Genomic DNA, 17,128 nt, shown 5'->3' with positions numbered 1-17,128 from the left:
TGATACACTTACTCTCTATGAGACGCCGGGACAGGGAAGTGACGGATCCGATCCGGATACGGGAAATCATCGGACAGATCAAGGTCTGTCGCCTTGGTTTGTGCGATAAGAATGAAGCTTACATTGTTCCGCTTAATTTCGGAGTGGAATGGAAGGATGAAACATTGCGTTTGTATTTCCACTCCTCGCGACACGGACGGAAGATTGATTTGTTGAAAGCTTCTCTCTGGGCGTCTTTTGAGATGGATGGCTTCCATCAGTTGGATCCAGCTCCTTCTGGCGTTTCCCTATGCAATTACGGTTACGGTTATGCCTGTGTGATGGGGCGGGGGAACGTTCGTTTCATGGAAGGCGAGGAGAAAGCGAAGGGACTTGCTTTGTTAATGCTCCATCAGGCCGGACTGGATTGTTCGTTCAGTGAAAAGGAGGCGTCTGCCGTGGAAGTATTCTGCCTGACGGCCGAGACGTATTCCGTCAAGGAAAGAGTTGTGAACGCATAGACGGAAAAAGCCGCCCTGCAATACGACGCAGGACGGCCTTCGAGTGAGATTGTAACCCGGAACGGACGCTTAGCAAACGCCTTGTTCGATCATTGAGTCGGCCACCTTGACGAAGCCGGCGATGTTGGCGCCGATGACGTAGTTGGTGAAAGACTGGTCGGAAGCGAATTCCTTGGCGTGGCTGAACGCATTGTCATGAATGTTCTTCATGATGCTGTTGAGCTTGTGGTCCACTTCTTCACGCGTCCAGGAGAGGCGCATGCTGTTTTGGGACATTTCCAGACCGGAGGTGGCAACGCCGCCGGCGTTGGCGGCCTTGGCCGGACCGTACAGGATCTTGGCTGCGAGGTAGGTGTTGATACCTTCCAGGTCGGTCGGCATGTTGGCACCTTCGGCAACGAGCTTGCAACCGTTTTTGATGAGTGTGCGGGCTTCTTCGCCATTGATTTCGTTTTGTGTGGCGGACGGGAAAGCGCAATCGCAGGGAACGCTCCAGGGGCGCTGGCCTTCGAAGTACTGAGCCTTCGTGAACTGTTTCACGTATTCGGAGATACGACCGCGACGGTTGTTCTTCAGGTCCATGACCCAGGCGAGTTTTTCAGCGTCGATGCCATCGGGATCGTAGATGAAGCCGTTGGAGTCGGACATGGTTACGGGCTTGGCTCCGAGCTGGTTGAGCTTTTCAACCGTGTACTGGGCGACATTTCCGGAACCGGACACAAGGCAAACCTTGCCCTGCAGGTCGTCGTTGCGGGTAGCAAGCATGTTCTGGGCGAAGTACACGCAGCCGTAGCCCGTAGCTTCCGGACGAATCAGGGAACCGCCCCAGTTCAGGCTCTTGCCGGTCAATACGCCTGTGAACTCGTTGCGGAGGCGCTTGTACTGGCCGAACATGTAGCCGATTTCGCGACCACCGACACCGATGTCACCAGCGGGAACATCCGTGTTGGCTCCGATGTGGCGGGAGAGCTCGATCATGAAGCTTTGGCAGAAACGCATGACTTCGTTATCACTCTTGCCCTTTGGATCGAAGTCGGAGCCGCCTTTGCCTCCGCCCATGGGGAGGGTGGTGAGGGAGTTTTTGAAAACCTGTTCGAAGCCGAGGAACTTCAGGATGCCCAGGTTGACACTCGGGTGGAAGCGGAGACCTCCCTTGTACGGCCCAATGGCGCTGTTGAACTCGACGCGATAACCGCGGTTGACTTGGACGTTGCCCTTGTCATCGATCCACGGAACGCGGAAAAGGATGGTGCGTTCCGGTTCAACAATGCGTTCCAAAATCGCATTGGCTTCATATTTCGGAGATGAAGCGAGCACGGGATCGATCGTGTTAAGGACTTCCTGTACTGCCTGAAGGAATTCCGGTTCGTGCGAGTTTTTCGCACGGACGTTTTCCAAAACGCGCTGAGAATAGGTCTGGGCCATGGATTTGATAAAGGATGGTGGATTCTGTAGCGGTCACTTGATGAACCGCTGGTGCGGGACGACTCTTTATCAAGTTTGTTTCACTCAGCAAGAAATTTTATTCTATTTTGTAATTGGGGTCAGGTCAAAAATAGAAAATATATTTTTTTGTTTCATTTTTTCATCTGACCCCAAATTGATTGGTATGGATACTTTGGGCTCTGAATGGAGAACAGGGAACAGGGCGAAAACAGGCTTTTGAACAAATAGGTATGTTCGGGAGCGTTCTTGATGGGGGAGAGAGGTTCCGGAGGAAATAGGGGAGGGGGTTATTGACTGGAGTAGTCTTCAGTGATTTTTTCAATCCATGCATGGATTTTGCGGTCATTTTCCTCCATTTGCTTGGCTCGGAACAAAAGAGTGCCCAATGACCGAGGGAGTCCCATGTGCAACCGGTTGGCAATCCAGGCATAGGGAACCATGGTTGACTTGCGGACAGCCAGGGCGATGATGAGTTTGGAGGAATGGCTATAGGGAGTTGTCAGGAGCTCTTCCTCCGTCAACCCGAAGGCGCGCAGCCCTCGAACGACGATACGCTCGGCAACGAGTTCTCCAATTTCCCCGCTCATGCTTCCGGGAGCTCCCGAGAGGCGTTTGGTCAACCCGTGCATAGCATCGACGATACGTTTTCGGAAAGTGCTGGAGCCATAGCACCAGCCTCGCTGTACGGTACCGGGGCCGACGTGTCCGACCGGGAGCAGGGCTCGCTCGTCCATGAGTTCCGCCTCGTACCTCCCTAGAAGATGATCCAGGTATTTTTCCCGTCCCTGGGAGGTATCCGTACAGCCGAAGACTCCCAGGCCGCGTTCCGGATGGATCCACTGTGCGCGTTTTTCCGGTGCCGCCAGCCATTCGTGCAGGCTGGTCCAGCGACTTCCGGAAAAGAAGGTCTGGCGGCGTACCAAGCCGGATCGTGCAGGATTCAGGTGGATGTAATCGATGATCGTCGAGAAGTAGTGGGCATTGTCCGCTTCGACCAGCATGGATTTGTATCGCCCGGCAAAAACATGTCCCTGGAAACCGTGCTTTTTATTAAAACGTACTGTATAGGTTGTCTGAAGCCATTTCATGCCGTCGACCAAGTTGGCCTGCTCCGTGCGGAATAGGATGTGATAGTGGTTATTCATCAAAGCGTAGGCATAAACCGTCCAGTTGCATCTTTCTGAGGCTTCGCGAAAGGTTTTCAGAAACAGCTCTCTATCCTCGTCGTCCAGAAAGATATCACTGTTCCTGTTCCCCTGGCATTGCACATGATAAACTGCTCCGGGATATTCGATTCTCAACGGCCTGCTCATGCTGGCTATCATGGAGGTGCCAGTTGAAAACTCAAGATTTTATTTTTGATTTTTGATCTGACCCCAATGGAAGACGAATTTGTTATTTTTTTCTGACAGTTATTTCATCTGCCTTTGTTTGACAGGTTTGGAATCGGGGGAGATTTTTGTCTGTTGCGCTGTTGCCCGGGAGGATGCTCTTGCCGGTAGGAAATATTGCTTACCTCCTGGTTTTGTGGGGAGAAGATGTCGTCTGTACCGGAAGTTCCTATGTTCAAATTGTTTCGGGTGATATGAAAATTCAAAGGGTCTTTACAAAGTAGAACGATGATCGCCGGCGGGATTCCTTGAAGGAAGAGCGGACAATAATATTGAAATAGCAGCAGCGATCAGGTAATAACGGGTAGGCCTTGTTTTCTTATTCCCAATCCATACAACATTTCCATGAACGAATTGAAAGGCACATGCATCATCGGACAGTCGGGTGGTCCCACTGCTGTTATCAACGCCAGTGCTCTGGGCGTTATTCAGGCTGGCCTTGCCAATGACCGGATTACCCGGGTGCTCGGGGCTGCCAACGGTATTGAGGGCGTGCTTGACGAACGGCTGTACGACATGTCTTATGAGGATCCTTCGGAGTTGGAGCACATGAAGTATACGCCCGCGTCCGCGCTGGGTTCCTGCCGGTACAAGATGAGCCATTTCCTGGATGATGATACGGATTATAAGCGTCTGTTAGAAGTGTTCCGCAAGTACGATGTCCGGTATTTCTTCTACAATGGGGGAAATGATTCCATGGATACCTGCAACAAGGTGTCAAAGTTTCTTCAGAAGTCGGGGTACGAATGCCGAGTGATCGGTATTCCCAAGACGATTGACAATGATTTATTCGGCACGGACCACTGTCCCGGCTTCGGATCTGCGGCTAAATTTATTGCGACGTCCTGCATGGAGATTCATCAGGATTTGCAAGTGTACGACAAGGGGCGTGTGACGATTGTGGAAATCATGGGGAGGCACGCCGGCTGGCTGGCCGGTTCCGCAGCGTTGGCAACATATGCCGGAGCGGGCCCCGATCTGGTGTATTTGCCCGAGGTGGATTTCCATCTAGACAGGTTCCTGGCAGATGTCTCTGAAGTTTACGGGCGCAAGGGAAAGTGTATGGTGGCTGTTTCGGAAGGGATCCATGATTCCTCTGGGCGTTTCATTGCTGACGCCGGCGTGGGTGGTACGGATGTGTTCGGGCATACGCAGTTGGGCGGCTTGAGTGCCATGCTTGCGGAGATCGTCAGACGGGAATTGGGGTTCAAAGTACGTGGGATTGAGCTTTCCCTTCTCCAGAGGTGCGCCTCTCATGTTGCTTCGAAGACTGATATTGAAGAAGCTTACATGGCTGGCAGGACTGCCGTCGAAATGGCTGTGCTGGGACATACCGACAAGATGATAGCCTTTGAGAGAGAGATGATGGATGGTATGTATCATTGCCGTATCAAATTGGTGGATCTGGGCGATGTGGCTAACGTGGAAAAATTGGTGCCGCGCGAGTGGATCAATTCGGAAGGTAACGGGGTGGAGGCACCGTTCATCGATTATGTTCTTCCTCTGATTCAGGGTGAAACCTTGATGGAAAAGGAGAACTCATTGCCAAGGTTCGTGCGTCTGAAGAAGGTTCAGGCTTCATGTTGAACCGCGGATAATTTGCAAGGAAAAACGGGCTGTCTTTTCCCTTTCGGGAAATAGGACGGCCCGTTTCGTTTTTTAATTAAAACAACTTGTTTGTTTTATCTGCCGTGATAATGCCCCCGGTTGTAACCGGGGGAGAATCCCGGGCGAATAGCCGGACCATGCGGACGTGGCGGGAAGGGACGATAGCTTGGGGGAGGCGGAGGAGGACATGGACGGTGGACAGGAGGAGGTGGTGGACCATGGCGATGGACTGGAGGCGGGCAATAGGGACGCCTGTAAACTCCGGCAGGCCAGAAGTAACGACCGCGATAGCAGGGGGCTGGTCCCCAGGTAGGAACATAGCAACCACTGTAAATACCATTCATGACAATAATGGGAACACCGGCGGGAGAATAGGCATAGATGGGGAAACCGGAAGGAGTGTAGCCCCATATAGGAAAACCGGCGGGGTCGTATTGGAAGGAAACGGCGGCTCCTCTCCCGAAGGTGCCTCCGACGGCGATGCTGAATGCCCCCTGGGCTTCTTGGGAAACGTAAAGGCTGCCCAGTGTGCAGATGCAGGCTAGGGTGCTCAGCGACATTAATTTAAATTGCTTCTTCATGCCTGATGTCGTTTGATATAATGTTGTGGGGAGGAATTGAATTTCTATTCCCGTCATTTGAGGAAGCGGCATCGACGATTGTTTTTGTGTAAGATGAATGGATTTATGTCACCGATTTCGGATGAGAGGAATGATTTATTTTCACTTGATCCGTTTCCGGGGGGATTTATCATAAAGCGGTTGTAAGTTATGGATCAAGAAAGGCTCTAAGTTTATTTTTCTCATGTTTTTTCGTTTCTCTCCTCAAAAAAGTTGGCAGGAAAAGGTTCTCGAACGCGTTTTTAAGAACAGAAAAATTTGTGAGGAACGCTTGCTTCCTTTCGGCTGTGTCCGGGGAAAAAGGGGTTTCCTGTATCGGGCGGGATTGTTGAACGGTGCTCTATCCATGGAATTTGAAATCTGTACGGACGGTTCTGTTCATGTGACGGTGCATAGCGTTCATGGAGAAGAGTATGAGCGAATGCTTGATTCTCAAGGAACGCCAAGATCGTATCTGGGCAGGAAACTCCGCCAGGAATATGAGGAAGAGTTATGGCATGTAGCTGAGTGCTGCTTCGTGCCGGATGCTTTTAAAGAAGACATGACTCTGCGCATCATTGATCATATACGGAATACATATGGGGACGAGCTTGAGTTCTTATGGAGAAAGTTTCCGGAAAATGCCATTGTACGCCGCCGTGACAAGAAGAAATGGTATGCCGCTTTGCTGGTTGTTCCTCGTTTCAAGTTGACCGGTGACTCTGAGGAGCGAGTCGAGATTCTCAATTTGCGAGTTTGTCCTAATGATCTTGAGCATCTTGTGGATAATCGCAGCCGTTTTCCTGGTTATCACATGAACAAGAAAAACTGGGCCACTTTCTGTCTTGATGGGTCCATTCCTTTCGATGAACTAACGACACGTCTCGAAACCAGTTACCGGCTTGTCCGGAAATGAGTGCTCGGTAATTTACTGTATATAAAAAGAAGAAGCTGTCTTACTCCGGTTATAAAACCGTGGCAAGACAGCTCCTGGAAAAATGAAACAGGGTAATTTAGTTGACGTAGTTGATTGTACCCTTGGTCCCGCGGAATTGATGGTCTGAGTCAGAGCTATTCCAATAATCGAATGTTCCGTTGATCTGACCTCTTTTCAAATGGATTCCGAACATCTGGACGCTACGTGGGAACCCGGTGGCTGTGTACCATCTGCAGCTAAGATCAAATAAGCCTTCCTGAAGATTGCCGTTAATCATATACACGGCTCCTTGGGTAGCTTCGCCATCAACGGTAATGGTAGAAGTCATCCCTTCGCCAGCCATAAGAATAATAGAACGGGCAGCAGTTCCTAAAAGGTATTCAAGATCATTGGAGTCCATGGGATCCACGGTGTCGGCGGCTCCGAGGACAATAGACAGTGTCGTCCCTGCGGGAAGGGCGTTGTCCGTGGATCTGTCGCTACCGTTGCCTCCGCAACCGGTCACAAGGAAGAGCGAGGCACAGACAGCAGTCAATAGAGAGAGAATCTTGATCATACGTGGAGTGAGCTAAAAGTGATTTGTCGTTACAATCTACCATGCATCATGGAGACGTCAATGATTTTTGAAAGGGAGGGGAGTGAATTTGCAGCCTTTCTTATGGATAAGTTGGGAGACTGGTATCAAGACCCCGCCGGCAGGGACATGCCGGCGGGGTGAAACGGGATTATTTTTTGACGGGAATGATGTCCAGTTCGGCCATGGAGGCATAGTCGTTTCCTCCGACCTCGCTGAGAGCGGTGAAGCGGAAGTAGCGTGCCTTGACAGGCTTGTCGAAGTTGACGATTTGCAATTCGTCCGAGTTCGGGAACTTGCCCTTGGCGGCCTGCTGCCATGTTTTACCGTCGGCACTGGTCTCAATGCTGTAGTCGGCGACGCGGCCGTTGGCACTGCCGTCCTGACGGGGAAGGCAGGTGATACCGCTGAATTCACGTTCCTTGCCGAGGTCGATTTCGAGGACGTGGGGATGTTTTGTCACTGTCTTGTTGTATTCCGAATGCCAGAAGGTGGAGGGATCTCCGTCGATGGCGAATTCGGCGTCGGCTTCTCCCAGTTCCTGGCTGGATACGCTCTTGATCGCGTACTTGTCAGTCCGTGTATTCATGCTCATATCCAGATTCGCGGCAGGGATACGGATGGTTTCCAGAGTACTTTGAGCCGTGATGGGGCGGATGGAGAAGTCCAGCTTATAGGGCTTGTTGGCCTTGATGATATCGCGCTCCATCGGACCCGGACCGCATGAGGCACCTCCAAGTCCGCGGGTAGCTGCCGAAAGGACGAGAACGGTTTTGTCCGTATTCTTAGGCAGTTGGACGGGATGGTTGGCCAGGATGAGATCCGTGGTAGTGTAGGGAATGGCCGAGAAGGCGAATGGCGCGTCAAGGGATCCGAAGAGCAGACCTTCTCCCTTGTCGTTGGTCAGGGCAACCCAGCGCGTGTCTTCATGGTTGCCCGTATCCTGTGGACGGCCATAGGGGAAGAACGAAGCTTGAGCGGTCGTTTTGTACTGTCCAAGGGGCATGCCGGTTTTGCGGTCTGCGTAGTTTTCTTCCGGGCCTCGTCCATAGTAGGTGATGTTGGACAGGTTGGAGGGAAGCTGGATTTCATACCCTAGGCGCAGAAGGTCCAGCATGGCGCCGCGAGGCAGCAGGACGGACTGGCAGGTGACTGTACCGTCTGCGTACACGGTCCATTCCAGATTGTTGATGAAATGGGTGTTGGCATCGTTGAGCTTCTTCTTGTTCGGGGTGATGGTCGTATTGTTTCCTCCGAAGTCGTTGAGGCTTTCGGACTGTTTGCCGCTGACCTTGATGGACTGCTTGATGGTAATGCTCTTGCCGTTGCTGGTGATTTCGCTGCTGATGAGTTCGTGTTTCAGATCGCGGAGGCCGTGATCCATGCTCTTGGCGAGGACACCGGGTTCATTGCTGGAGGCGCAACGGACGGCGTTGACGACCATCGGCTGTTTCAGCAGGGGCTGTCCGTTGACGGTGTACTGGGCCAGTTCTCCCGTTTTAGGATCAAAGCTGACGGAGAAGTTGCTGCCGGAAATGACCTGCTTGTCGGCACTGAGGCTCAATGGACCCTCCGGAGCCTTGAACATGGCTTTTTCTCCAACCGTGGGGAGGTCGATCTGGTCGAAGGCCAGTTCGTAACCTTTCTTCGCCCACGGCATGTCCTTGTTGAGATGGAAGCCGATGCGGAGGCTGTATTCGGCTCCGTTTTCCTGTTCCGGAAGGAAATCGGCCGGGATTTCCACCGTCTGGCGTGGGCCGACTTTGGGTAGGTGGAGCATGCCTTTGGCGATTTCCTTGCCGTCGCGGTTGAGCGTCCAGATAACATCGTAATCGGAGAGGTCTTTGAAGAAATTCTTGTTGAAGATCGTTACCTTGCCGTCTTTGAGGCCGGCTTTGATGTTCTGGTAAACGTGCTTGACTTCAAAATAACCGGGTTCCGGAGTCAAGTCTGCCAGGATGGTACCGTTAAAGACGAACTGACCGCTGTTGGGGTGATCGTTGAAGTCGCCTCCGTAGCACAGCATTTTTTCGCCGTTCGGCAGGGTCTTGTAGATTCCCTGGTCGATCCAGTCCCAGATGGCGCCGCCCATAATGCGGTCGGAGGACTCGATGGCTTCCCAATAGTCTGCGAGATCCCCCATGGCATTCATCATGTTGTGGGCATATTCGGAAATGTAGAAGGGCTTGGGATAATTCTTGTTGGCTGCCATGCCTTGCGTCCATCCGACGGAGGGATACTGGTTGGAACCGAGATCAACGATTTCGTTGTTACGTTCGTAATGGGTGGGACGGGACAGATCACGGGCTTTGATTGTTTTTTCGGCGACCTGGAAGTTACGACCCGGACCGGCCTCGTTGCCGAGGGACCACATGACAACGCTGGGGTTGTTCTTGTTGCGTTCCACCATGGCCATGACTCGTTCGACATGAGCGGGCATCCATTCCAGCGGATGGGAGAGGGATTCCTTGCCGTAATAGTAGCCGTGCGATTCGATGTTGGCTTCATCCTGAACGTAGATGCCGTACTTGTTGCAGAGGTAATAGAAGTACGGATCGACAGGGTAGTGGGAACAGCGAACATGGTTGATGTTGGCCCTCTTCATCATGGCAACTTCTTGTTCCATTTGTTCACGGGAGACGAAGTGGCCGGTAGAAGGATTATTTTCGTGGCGGTTGACGCCTTTGACCTTCACGGGCTGTCCGTTGACGAGGAAGACGCTGTCTTTGATAGTTACGTTGCGGAAACCAACCTGGGAGGAAACCATTTCTACAGTCTTGCCGGCCTTGTCTTTCAGTTCGATGACGAGCGTGTAAAGATTGGGCGTTTCGGCAGACCAAAGTTTGGGCTTGGAGTAGATGCCCATGAGAGAAGTCTTGAAGTCTTTCATGCCGGTGAGGCGGAGAGGTTTCTGCATGACTCCGTCGTAGGGCGCATCTTTAGGCTTGACGGGATCGACAAGTTTACCGTCTTCCGTGTAAAGGTTCATGGCGACGGAGTAGCCTTCCAGATTCTTGTGGCGGGGGAAGAGATTGCGGACATCAATGTCGGCAAGGAGACGCCAATCGCCATCTACCTTTCCGGGGTTGACGGGATCCACGGGGAGAAGAGCCCAGCTGTTCGGTTCCACGGGGTTGGTGTGGATGAAGAAATCGCGAATGTGGACTTTGGGCAGGGAGAAGATGGACACTGTGCGGAAAATCCCCGAAAGACGGAACATGTCCTGGCATTCCAGATAGGCTCCGTCGGAATGTCGATATACTTCCACGGCCACTGTGTTTTCGCCTTCCTGCAGGTAGGGGCTGATATCGAAACGGGCCGGGTTGCGGGAGTCCTTGGAGAATCCGACGTATTTACCGTTGATCCACAGATAGAAGAAGGAATCGACTCCGTCGAACTGTATGTAAACTTCCCGTCCATTCCAGCCGGCGGGAACTTCGAAGGTGCGGCGGTAGGATCCGACGGGGTTGCGTGCCTCGAAGGATGTGTATTTTTTATTGCGGGGTTCTTTGGTTACGTAGGGCCAATCCCGCTCAAAGGGATAGGGCTGGTTGGAGTAAATCGGAGTACCGTAACCCTGGGTTTGCCAGGATGCAGGAACTTTGATTTCCTTCCAGTTGCTGATGTCGTAGTCGGGCAGGAAGAAACCGACAGGACGGCTTTGCGGGTCTTTGGACCAGTTGAACTTCCATTGACCGTTCAGGGATTTCCACCATTTACTGTTTTCGGGGAGGATTTTCAGTGCCGAATTCAGATCGCTGAAACTGGAGAAGGTAGCTGTGGGAGCCTCTTTGTTCAGGTGAAGATTTTGTTCTTGTTCCCATTCAAGACCGGTGGGAGCGCTGTCGTCACCGGGGACGACCGGGGTTGCCCATGCAGGCGCCAGAGAACAGGCGGCAAAAACGGTGCAGGACAGAAGCCAGTTTTTTGTCGTAGTCATAATTATCAGATTTGGAAATGCAGCTATTGGCGGCATCAGCTAGATATACGGAGCCGGATAGCCTGTTCTTTCTATCAGAACTCAATCGGCAGGGCAAGACGCCTCTTTGTACAATTCTTGGAGAAGAAATTTATTTCTGTCCCAACTCCGTTTGTGGCAGTTCATAAACGGAGAGGAATGACTGGTGAAACCGGCATGAATTGGATAAAAAATGTCCGAAAGATATCGGTTTGAGGAAAAGGATACGAAGGCTCTTACAGGAGCCATGTACCGTATTGGGGCAGTTGGCTTTGCCGTTTCATACTGTAGGCGAGGATGTATTTCAGCACATCCGCCTGGGTTCGTCCGTGTTGGGCGGCAGCGAGGCAGATGGAGCCGGTTTTTCCCAAGTGGCAACAGATATTCATTTCCAGAATGCGGCGTTTCCCTGATTCAAAATCGATGCGGTAATCGACACGGAAGTAGTCCATGGGGCCGAGATTGTCCCAGATCGTGTTAATGTCACGGATGATATCCTCCTGCATGTTGTCGACAGGTACAAGCTGGTAACCCAGGTGGTCGTGGAGTTTCAAATCTTCCGTAATGATGTTTCCCGGTTTGTCTGATTTGGGTTGTACGAATCCCAGAATGACAGGGCGTTTCCCTCCCAGGACGGGAACGGTGACGTCAATGCCGGGACAGTATTGCTCAGCAAGGACTTCATGCCCTTCGGCAAGGAGTCGTTCTGCACAGGAAACGGCTGCCTGCCATGTCTCGCAAATACTGTCGGAGCGGATCCCTCCCGAGGCGGCACCGAATCTCTTTTTGATGAAATAGGGACCGGGGAACGGTTCATGATCCGGAATGGGTTTGTTGGGCGAAAGACCGATTCCCTGAGGCATATGAAGCCCCAGAGAGTGGAATACGTATTTGGTAAGCAACTTGTCCTCTGCAATGGCCCGGATGTTGGGAGGGGCTCCGAGATAGGGCATTTGGATGAATTCGCAGTAGGAAGAAATGAAAATTTCCGGATTAGCCATGGGAAATCTGTTCATTAGTGAAAAGACATAGTCAACATTGCCTTTGGCACATTGGACGGAGTACGGTTTGGAAGAGGATGTAACATCGTAACCGATCTCCTGGAGTGCTTTGTAAATATTGTAGTGGTAACGGGGGTATCCCCCGTTGCCCGTATAGGGTTTCTCAGAAAAGTCCGGAGCATCGGGGGCGTAAGGAGCCAGAAATAGGATACGGGCCGGTTTGCCGTAGGTGTTCAGTTGGATTTCTGCTGGTTCAAACATATTTTACTGTAATTGGATACAGATTGGAGGAAGAAAGTCGCACTCCTGTTCAAGAATAGTTCGAAGGCATAATATTTCGTCTGTTTTTAGGCTCTACGTCAGAATCGAAATCTAAAACCTACAGCCGTGCCGGCGGCCTCTTCATATAGTCTTCTCCCGATTTTTTGAATGACATCATCCAGAAACGGAAAATACCTTATAAAATCAAGGTGTTACAAAGAACCCAAAAGAAAAATGGAGCGGATGATGGGAATATTAGCCTTGATTACCAGATAGTTATGTTGTGCACGTGATTTATAATGTATAGCATGCTTTTACGTCCAAGTAAAAGCAGAAAAAGTGTCATGTTTGCAACTTTGTACAACTGAAAAAGATAACATGGACAGTGATGATGCAATAGCCGATGCTACATAGGCTTCATTTAACCTTGTTACGGTAAGTTTTCAGAAAGGGGAATCAGGATGGCGAGGGTGTGTTCTTCCTGGCTCATGGTGTACTGGAGAGGATGAAGAATTTCTTGTAGCTCTTGAAGCATCTTGTTATGGTAAGCCCGGTCTGATGGTGTGCGGGCCGGGAGCAAGTCCGCATGGACCGACAGGCGGCAAATGTCCCCGTTCTCTTCCGGGTAAAAACACCAGTCCGCATATTCCACGACGCCAAGGCCGCTCCAAGTCGTGCGGTTTTCGTAGTGCTTGAGGAGGGACGTTGCCTTTTTGACTTTCGCCACTAGGGAAGCCCATTCCGGATGGCGGCGTTCCTGTTCTTCCCGGACATATGGAACGAAAGCTTTCATCAAACGCTCTATTTCCAAGTCCGTTTCCGGCTTCAAGTCCCGTGGCTCATTGTTAGAAGCAGAAATGGTAGGCGATGTCACAGGAAAATGTTACCATGCCGTTTCATGGAAGGTAAGTCTTTTGTCGGTCCGTTTCAGGAAAAAGATATCAAAATCCCTTCTCCAAGGTTACCGGAAAGGAAACAAGCAAGCGGGAATTTGCGTGTTTTTCTCTGGTTTATTGCGAGTAACCCACAAGGCGATTGTATTCTCGATTGGCTTACTGAAAGAGGGGATCGGACGGTTCCTGAATGACCCGGAAGTAGCGGTGAAACGGGACGGTAGCATGCGCTGGGCTTTCCTTTGCGGTCTTCCACTCGTGCTTCTTTTCCTGACACGAGGCATCTTCTCTCACAGATTGATCAGGGCGTGCAGGAGGTAGTAGCCTTTGGGCGACTGAAAAGGAGTCAGGTCTTCTGCCGTGAGACCAGATTTTTGCATGAGTTTGCCTGCACATTCCTTTACCCATTTCATATTGACTCTTGGGAATGAACGTTGCGTCAAAATAATTGTCAGGGGAATGGGAACAAACCCTTTTCTCCTTGTTTCTAACGAGAGGATGGGATAGTATTTAGTCATATGTGCGCACAAAGTCGGTTGTATGATTTCTTTATCTCGTACAGGCGTGAGGAGTATGCCAGGGAATCCCGGCTTCTCTATGAAACGTTATCTTCATTTGAGAAGAGCGTTTATCACGATGTTGAAAGGGCTCCCCTGGGAGAATTTAAAAAGAAGCTCAGACAGGCATACACGCATTCCAATACGATTCTTTTGCTGGTATCTCCGACTTTCTTTGACAGGTGTTCACAGGAGGATGATCTGATTCGAAAGGGGCTTGAGCATGTTTTGTTGCGCAATGAAAATAAATCCAGAGATTATCAGCTCATTATTCCCATTTGCTTTGCCCCGAACTTCGTCTGGCCCGAAAATATTCCGGTCAGTATCGCCAAAGTCAAGGATTACCAATGGATCGTGCTCGATTCTGAAAGAATGGAGGATGGCGTCCGTCAAATTCTGGAAAAGGAAAAAGAATTCTGGAAAGATTTGCGTCAGAGAAAGAGCGACGCCTTAACAATTGCCGAGTACTCCGCTTATTTAAACCGTCAACATAAATTCAGGCTGTCTATCACTATCCTTTTAATACTTCTTACAGCCTTTTTTACTTGGTTTTACTGGCCGGAACCGTTGGATATTAAGAAGCCTGTACACTCTTGGGAAGAGGCAAAAGAATTGGTTGTCCGTTCCGTGAACGAGAAACGTTTTCGTAAAGAAAGCAAGATACTCAATAACCTTATAAATAGATTGAGTTATCACGATAACTCATCTAACACGATATGTGACGCCATTTCTTACGGATTTAGTGGAATAGCTGCTTACCTCATCAAAGAACAACATGGTGATTTTTTTTCGATAGATGATTTAGGATATACTCCTCTAATGCTTGCCTGTGAAATCAATGATCTTGATCTTGTGAAATTGCTTGTCGAATGTTCAGAAAAAAAGAAAAACGAATATATAAATTACATATCTTTCAATAATCAGACCGCTTTGAGTAAAGCCTTGTTTTGGTCAAATATTGATGTTGCTAAATATATTATTGAGAGCGGAGCGGATATTTTTAAAACTGTAACCATTCCGGGAGGTGTAAGCAATTGGAGTATACTTATGGAGGCTGTCAGGTGTAACAAGCCTGATGCAGTTCAGTTTTTAATCAAGGCGGCGGGAGAGCGAAAATTGGAGTATATTAATATGTCGGCTTCAAATAATGCTAATGCGCTGGCATTGGCATTGGGGGTGGGAAATATGGAGATAGCCGAATTGCTCGTTCAAAATGGTGCGGACATTTTTAAAACTGTAACCATTCCGGGAGGTGTAAGCAATTGGAGTATACTTATGGAGGCTGTCAGCTGTAACAAGCCTGATGCAGTTCAGTTTTTAATCAAGGCGGCGGGAGAGCGAAAATTGGAGTATATTAATATGTCGGCTTCAAATAATGCTAATGCGCTGGTATTGGCATTGGGGGGGGGAAATATGGAAATAGCCGAATTCCTCGTACAAAATGGTGCGGACATTTTTAACAAGGAAAAATCAACCGGAAGAACTATACTTATGGAGTTTGCTCAGGCTGGAAATCTGAAGGCAGTACAATTTCTTGTCGAAGCAGCAGGGGAGAAAAAAACGGAGTATATTAATAGGTCAACTTTGAACGACGTAAATGCACTGGTTTTAGCTTTGGGCGCAAGGCATATGGATGTAGCGCAATATCTCGTGCTAAACGGAGCCAATATTTTCCAAAAACGAACTACTTCAAATGGCGATGCAAACTTTACTATATTAATGGAGGCGGCCAAAGGACTCCATCTAGATATTGTCCAATTTCTTGTCGAAGCAGCAGGGGAAAGAAAAGTAGAATACGTGAACATGTTGTCTGCCAACAATTGTTCCGCCTTAAGTCTATCTTTGAATAAAAAGGATAACAAGGTGGCAAAATACCTCATTCAAAATGGAGCAGATGTTTTCAAACACTATAAATTGGGGGAAAGTCTCTTTGATCTCATGCTCCTTTCAATTGTTGCAGGAGCGAATCAACCAGAGATAATCAAATTGTTACTGGATGCAGCGAATGATCGAAAGAAGGAGATGATTGATCATGTCGATTCTGATGGGTGCACAGCCCTTATGTATGCTGTTACTACCGGCGCGCTGGAGTCTATACAAACACTTATTGACGAAAGGGCGGAATTGAATCTGATGAATAAGGAAGGAAAGTCGGCATTGGACTTAGCTAAAAACGAACAGATCAGGAAAATACTTTTAAAGGCAGGGGCTAAAAGCGGTTTACAACTGAAGAAGGAAAAACATTAAAATAACATGAAAAAATTAAGAATACTCAAAGAAAAATTCGTGTACGGGATCCGTACAGGTTCGCCATTGCCGTGGGCCATGTTTTTTGTAGGGGTGTATTATACCCTTCTGGGGCTTCCTCAGCTTAATTTGTTTTCCGCGCTTCCGTTGCCTCTCGCTTATCTTGTTTTACCTGTAAGTATATTTCTGCTGCCCTGGGTGGCGGCACTTTGGCTAAGGTGGCTTCCGTCTTCCCTGGTTATCCCGATTCCCATGAGGGATGAGCATCCGCTTAACGGGAAAGTTATTTTCAGTACTTCGTCTATTTTCGACCAGCCGGGGGATCTTATTCTCTCCTACAACAGGAACAATATAGCAGGAGGTACTCTTACGATGGATGGGAGCAAGCACAAGAGGCCGAATCTGATGGGACAGTTCATGCATTGTTATTTTAAAGGAGGACCGGAAGAGAATCGAGATGATAAGAAAAGTTCTGAAGAAAAGTTGAGGAAGAATCCTCTTTATTTTGACTGGGATTTGTTCGTAGCCTGTTACCAGTCGGAGGAGACAAAGGTGTTTTGCCCTTCTGGACAGGGCGGAATAAAAGAAATCGACAAGAATTCTGTTCCACTCAAAAGCGCATACAGCCCACATTTTAAGGAGAGGCCAGAGCTAGCGCCTTCCCGGTATGATTCCTATGCCGACGGCGCTCTGTTCCCTGAAGGTACGGTCATCGCGCTGAGGCTGCCGGAAAAGTCGGGAGGCGAGGATGAGAGCAGGCGTTATGCGTTTTTGTTATGCAATACACTGTATCATCCTGAAGAATCTCCGAGTGCGGAATCTTCCTTGGAAATGCTGATCGAGTGTTTAAAGTCTGTCTGGCGTGTCATTGCCAAAACGCCAGAAACTAACGCCCAGCATGTTTGCATGCCTTTTTTGGGAAAAGGTTATTCGGGACTACGGGAACATGCTTACGGAGTTCTCTGGTCAATCGTTTTTTCCTATAGGAAAGCCTTTTCAGACAATGCAAACCCCAATTTTGGAATTAATATCTGTATTCCAGCTGAAGAGCTTGTTTCCCGGAAAATCAAATTGTGGGAAGCTGCACGATTTCTGACTTACGCGCTGCGGGGATAACTGATATTGGTAAAAAGCTACGAGAGAAAAGAAACGTTGC

General features: G+C 49.6%; 13 protein-coding genes. 5 read left to right on the top strand and 8 right to left on the bottom strand.

Annotated features, from left to right (window positions below):
* The first annotated feature begins 17 nt into the window (after window positions 1-17).
* The gene (locus QET40_RS04255; protein WP_280125930.1) at window positions 18-500 is read left to right on the top strand and encodes a pyridoxamine 5'-phosphate oxidase family protein; all 483 of its coding nucleotides are present in this window, start codon (window positions 18-20) and stop codon (window positions 498-500) included.
* A 69-nt stretch (window positions 501-569) separates the two neighbouring features.
* On the opposite strand, the gene gdhA is transcribed toward QET40_RS04255, so the two are convergent.
* A complete protein-coding gene (gene gdhA, locus QET40_RS04250; RefSeq protein WP_280125929.1) occupies window positions 570-1,925 on the bottom strand; it encodes an NADP-specific glutamate dehydrogenase in 1,356 nt (451 codons plus the stop codon).
* Between the two features lie 308 nt (window positions 1,926-2,233).
* Window positions 2,234-3,271, bottom strand: a complete 1,038-nt coding sequence (locus tag QET40_RS04245; RefSeq protein ID WP_280125928.1) for a transposase — start codon at window positions 3,269-3,271, stop codon at window positions 2,234-2,236.
* Window positions 3,272-3,682: 411 nt separating this feature from the next.
* Between QET40_RS04245 and QET40_RS04240 the strand changes: the two genes are divergently transcribed.
* On the top strand, window positions 3,683-4,924 hold the full coding sequence (locus QET40_RS04240) for a 6-phosphofructokinase (protein ID WP_280125927.1): 1,242 nt from the start codon (window positions 3,683-3,685) through the stop codon (window positions 4,922-4,924).
* A gap of 95 nt (window positions 4,925-5,019) precedes the next feature.
* Here QET40_RS04240 and QET40_RS04235 read toward each other — a convergent pair whose 3' ends face one another.
* The gene (locus tag QET40_RS04235) at window positions 5,020-5,526 is read right to left on the bottom strand and encodes a hypothetical protein (protein WP_280125926.1); all 507 of its coding nucleotides are present in this window, start codon (window positions 5,524-5,526) and stop codon (window positions 5,020-5,022) included.
* 385 nt (window positions 5,527-5,911) lie between these two features.
* On the opposite strand from QET40_RS04235, the gene QET40_RS04230 reads away from it, so the two are divergent.
* Window positions 5,912-6,460, top strand: coding sequence for an MmcQ/YjbR family DNA-binding protein (locus tag QET40_RS04230; RefSeq protein ID WP_280125925.1), 549 nt, complete (start codon window positions 5,912-5,914; stop codon window positions 6,458-6,460).
* A gap of 97 nt (window positions 6,461-6,557) precedes the next feature.
* Here the strand turns inward: QET40_RS04230 and QET40_RS04225 are convergent, their stop codons facing one another.
* The 5 genes from QET40_RS04225 to QET40_RS04205 all read right to left on the bottom strand — a co-directional run bounded on the left by QET40_RS04225 (window position 6,558) and on the right by QET40_RS04205 (window position 13,581).
* Window positions 6,558-7,037 (bottom strand): hypothetical protein, encoded by a 480-nt coding sequence (locus QET40_RS04225; protein WP_280125924.1) that lies wholly within the window; start codon window positions 7,035-7,037, stop codon window positions 6,558-6,560.
* A 169-nt stretch (window positions 7,038-7,206) separates the two neighbouring features.
* Window positions 7,207-10,995 carry a glycoside hydrolase family 2 TIM barrel-domain containing protein gene (locus QET40_RS04220; protein WP_280125923.1) on the bottom strand — a complete coding sequence of 1,263 codons (3,789 nt, stop codon included), beginning with the start codon at window positions 10,993-10,995 and terminating at the stop codon, window positions 7,207-7,209.
* Window positions 10,996-11,249: 254 nt separating this feature from the next.
* Window positions 11,250-12,275, bottom strand: coding sequence for a hypothetical protein (locus QET40_RS04215; protein ID WP_280125922.1), 1,026 nt, complete (start codon window positions 12,273-12,275; stop codon window positions 11,250-11,252).
* A 430-nt stretch (window positions 12,276-12,705) separates the two neighbouring features.
* On the bottom strand, window positions 12,706-13,086 hold the full coding sequence (locus QET40_RS04210) for a hypothetical protein (RefSeq protein ID WP_280125921.1): 381 nt from the start codon (window positions 13,084-13,086) through the stop codon (window positions 12,706-12,708).
* A 372-nt stretch (window positions 13,087-13,458) separates the two neighbouring features.
* Window positions 13,459-13,581 (bottom strand): hypothetical protein, encoded by a 123-nt coding sequence (locus tag QET40_RS04205; RefSeq protein ID WP_280125920.1) that lies wholly within the window; start codon window positions 13,579-13,581, stop codon window positions 13,459-13,461.
* 105 nt (window positions 13,582-13,686) lie between these two features.
* Between QET40_RS04205 and QET40_RS04200 the strand changes: the two genes are divergently transcribed.
* Both QET40_RS04200 and QET40_RS04195 read left to right on the top strand, forming a co-directional pair.
* The gene (locus QET40_RS04200; RefSeq protein ID WP_280125919.1) at window positions 13,687-15,972 is read left to right on the top strand and encodes an ankyrin repeat domain-containing protein; all 2,286 of its coding nucleotides are present in this window, start codon (window positions 13,687-13,689) and stop codon (window positions 15,970-15,972) included.
* Window positions 15,973-15,978: 6 nt separating this feature from the next.
* Window positions 15,979-17,088: a macro domain-containing protein gene (locus tag QET40_RS04195; RefSeq protein WP_280125918.1), complete on the top strand. Its 1,110-nt coding sequence runs from the start codon at window positions 15,979-15,981 to the stop codon at window positions 17,086-17,088.
* The last annotated feature ends 40 nt before the right edge of the window (window positions 17,089-17,128 follow it).

Origin of the sequence: Akkermansia sp. N21169 (assembly GCF_029854675.1) — a bacterium.
Taxonomy (GTDB): domain Bacteria; phylum Verrucomicrobiota; class Verrucomicrobiia; order Verrucomicrobiales; family Akkermansiaceae; genus Akkermansia.
This window is presented reverse-complemented; position numbering and strand designations above follow the sequence as displayed.

Bases quoted from the DNA above. Each gene is read 5' to 3' on its own strand.
- QET40_RS04215 (WP_280125922.1), bottom strand. From the start codon at position 12,275: ATGTTTGAACCAGCAGAAATCCAACTGAACACCTACGGCAAACCGGCC.
- gdhA (WP_280125929.1), bottom strand. From the start codon at position 1,925: ATGGCCCAGACCTATTCTCAGCGCGTTTTGGAAAACGTCCGTGCGAAA.
- QET40_RS04240 (WP_280125927.1), top strand. From the start codon at position 3,683: ATGAACGAATTGAAAGGCACATGCATCATCGGACAGTCGGGTGGTCCC.
- QET40_RS04200 (WP_280125919.1), top strand. From the start codon at position 13,687: ATGTGCGCACAAAGTCGGTTGTATGATTTCTTTATCTCGTACAGGCGT.
- QET40_RS04245 (WP_280125928.1), bottom strand. From the start codon at position 3,271: ATGATAGCCAGCATGAGCAGGCCGTTGAGAATCGAATATCCCGGAGCA.
- QET40_RS04235 (WP_280125926.1), bottom strand. From the start codon at position 5,526: ATGAAGAAGCAATTTAAATTAATGTCGCTGAGCACCCTAGCCTGCATC.
- QET40_RS04230 (WP_280125925.1), top strand. From the start codon at position 5,912: ATGGAATTTGAAATCTGTACGGACGGTTCTGTTCATGTGACGGTGCAT.
- QET40_RS04220 (WP_280125923.1), bottom strand. From the start codon at position 10,995: ATGACTACGACAAAAAACTGGCTTCTGTCCTGCACCGTTTTTGCCGCC.
- QET40_RS04225 (WP_280125924.1), bottom strand. From the start codon at position 7,037: ATGATCAAGATTCTCTCTCTATTGACTGCTGTCTGTGCCTCGCTCTTC.
- QET40_RS04195 (WP_280125918.1), top strand. From the start codon at position 15,979: ATGAAAAAATTAAGAATACTCAAAGAAAAATTCGTGTACGGGATCCGT.
- QET40_RS04255 (WP_280125930.1), top strand. From the start codon at position 18: ATGAGACGCCGGGACAGGGAAGTGACGGATCCGATCCGGATACGGGAA.
- QET40_RS04205 (WP_280125920.1), bottom strand. From the start codon at position 13,581: ATGAAATGGGTAAAGGAATGTGCAGGCAAACTCATGCAAAAATCTGGT.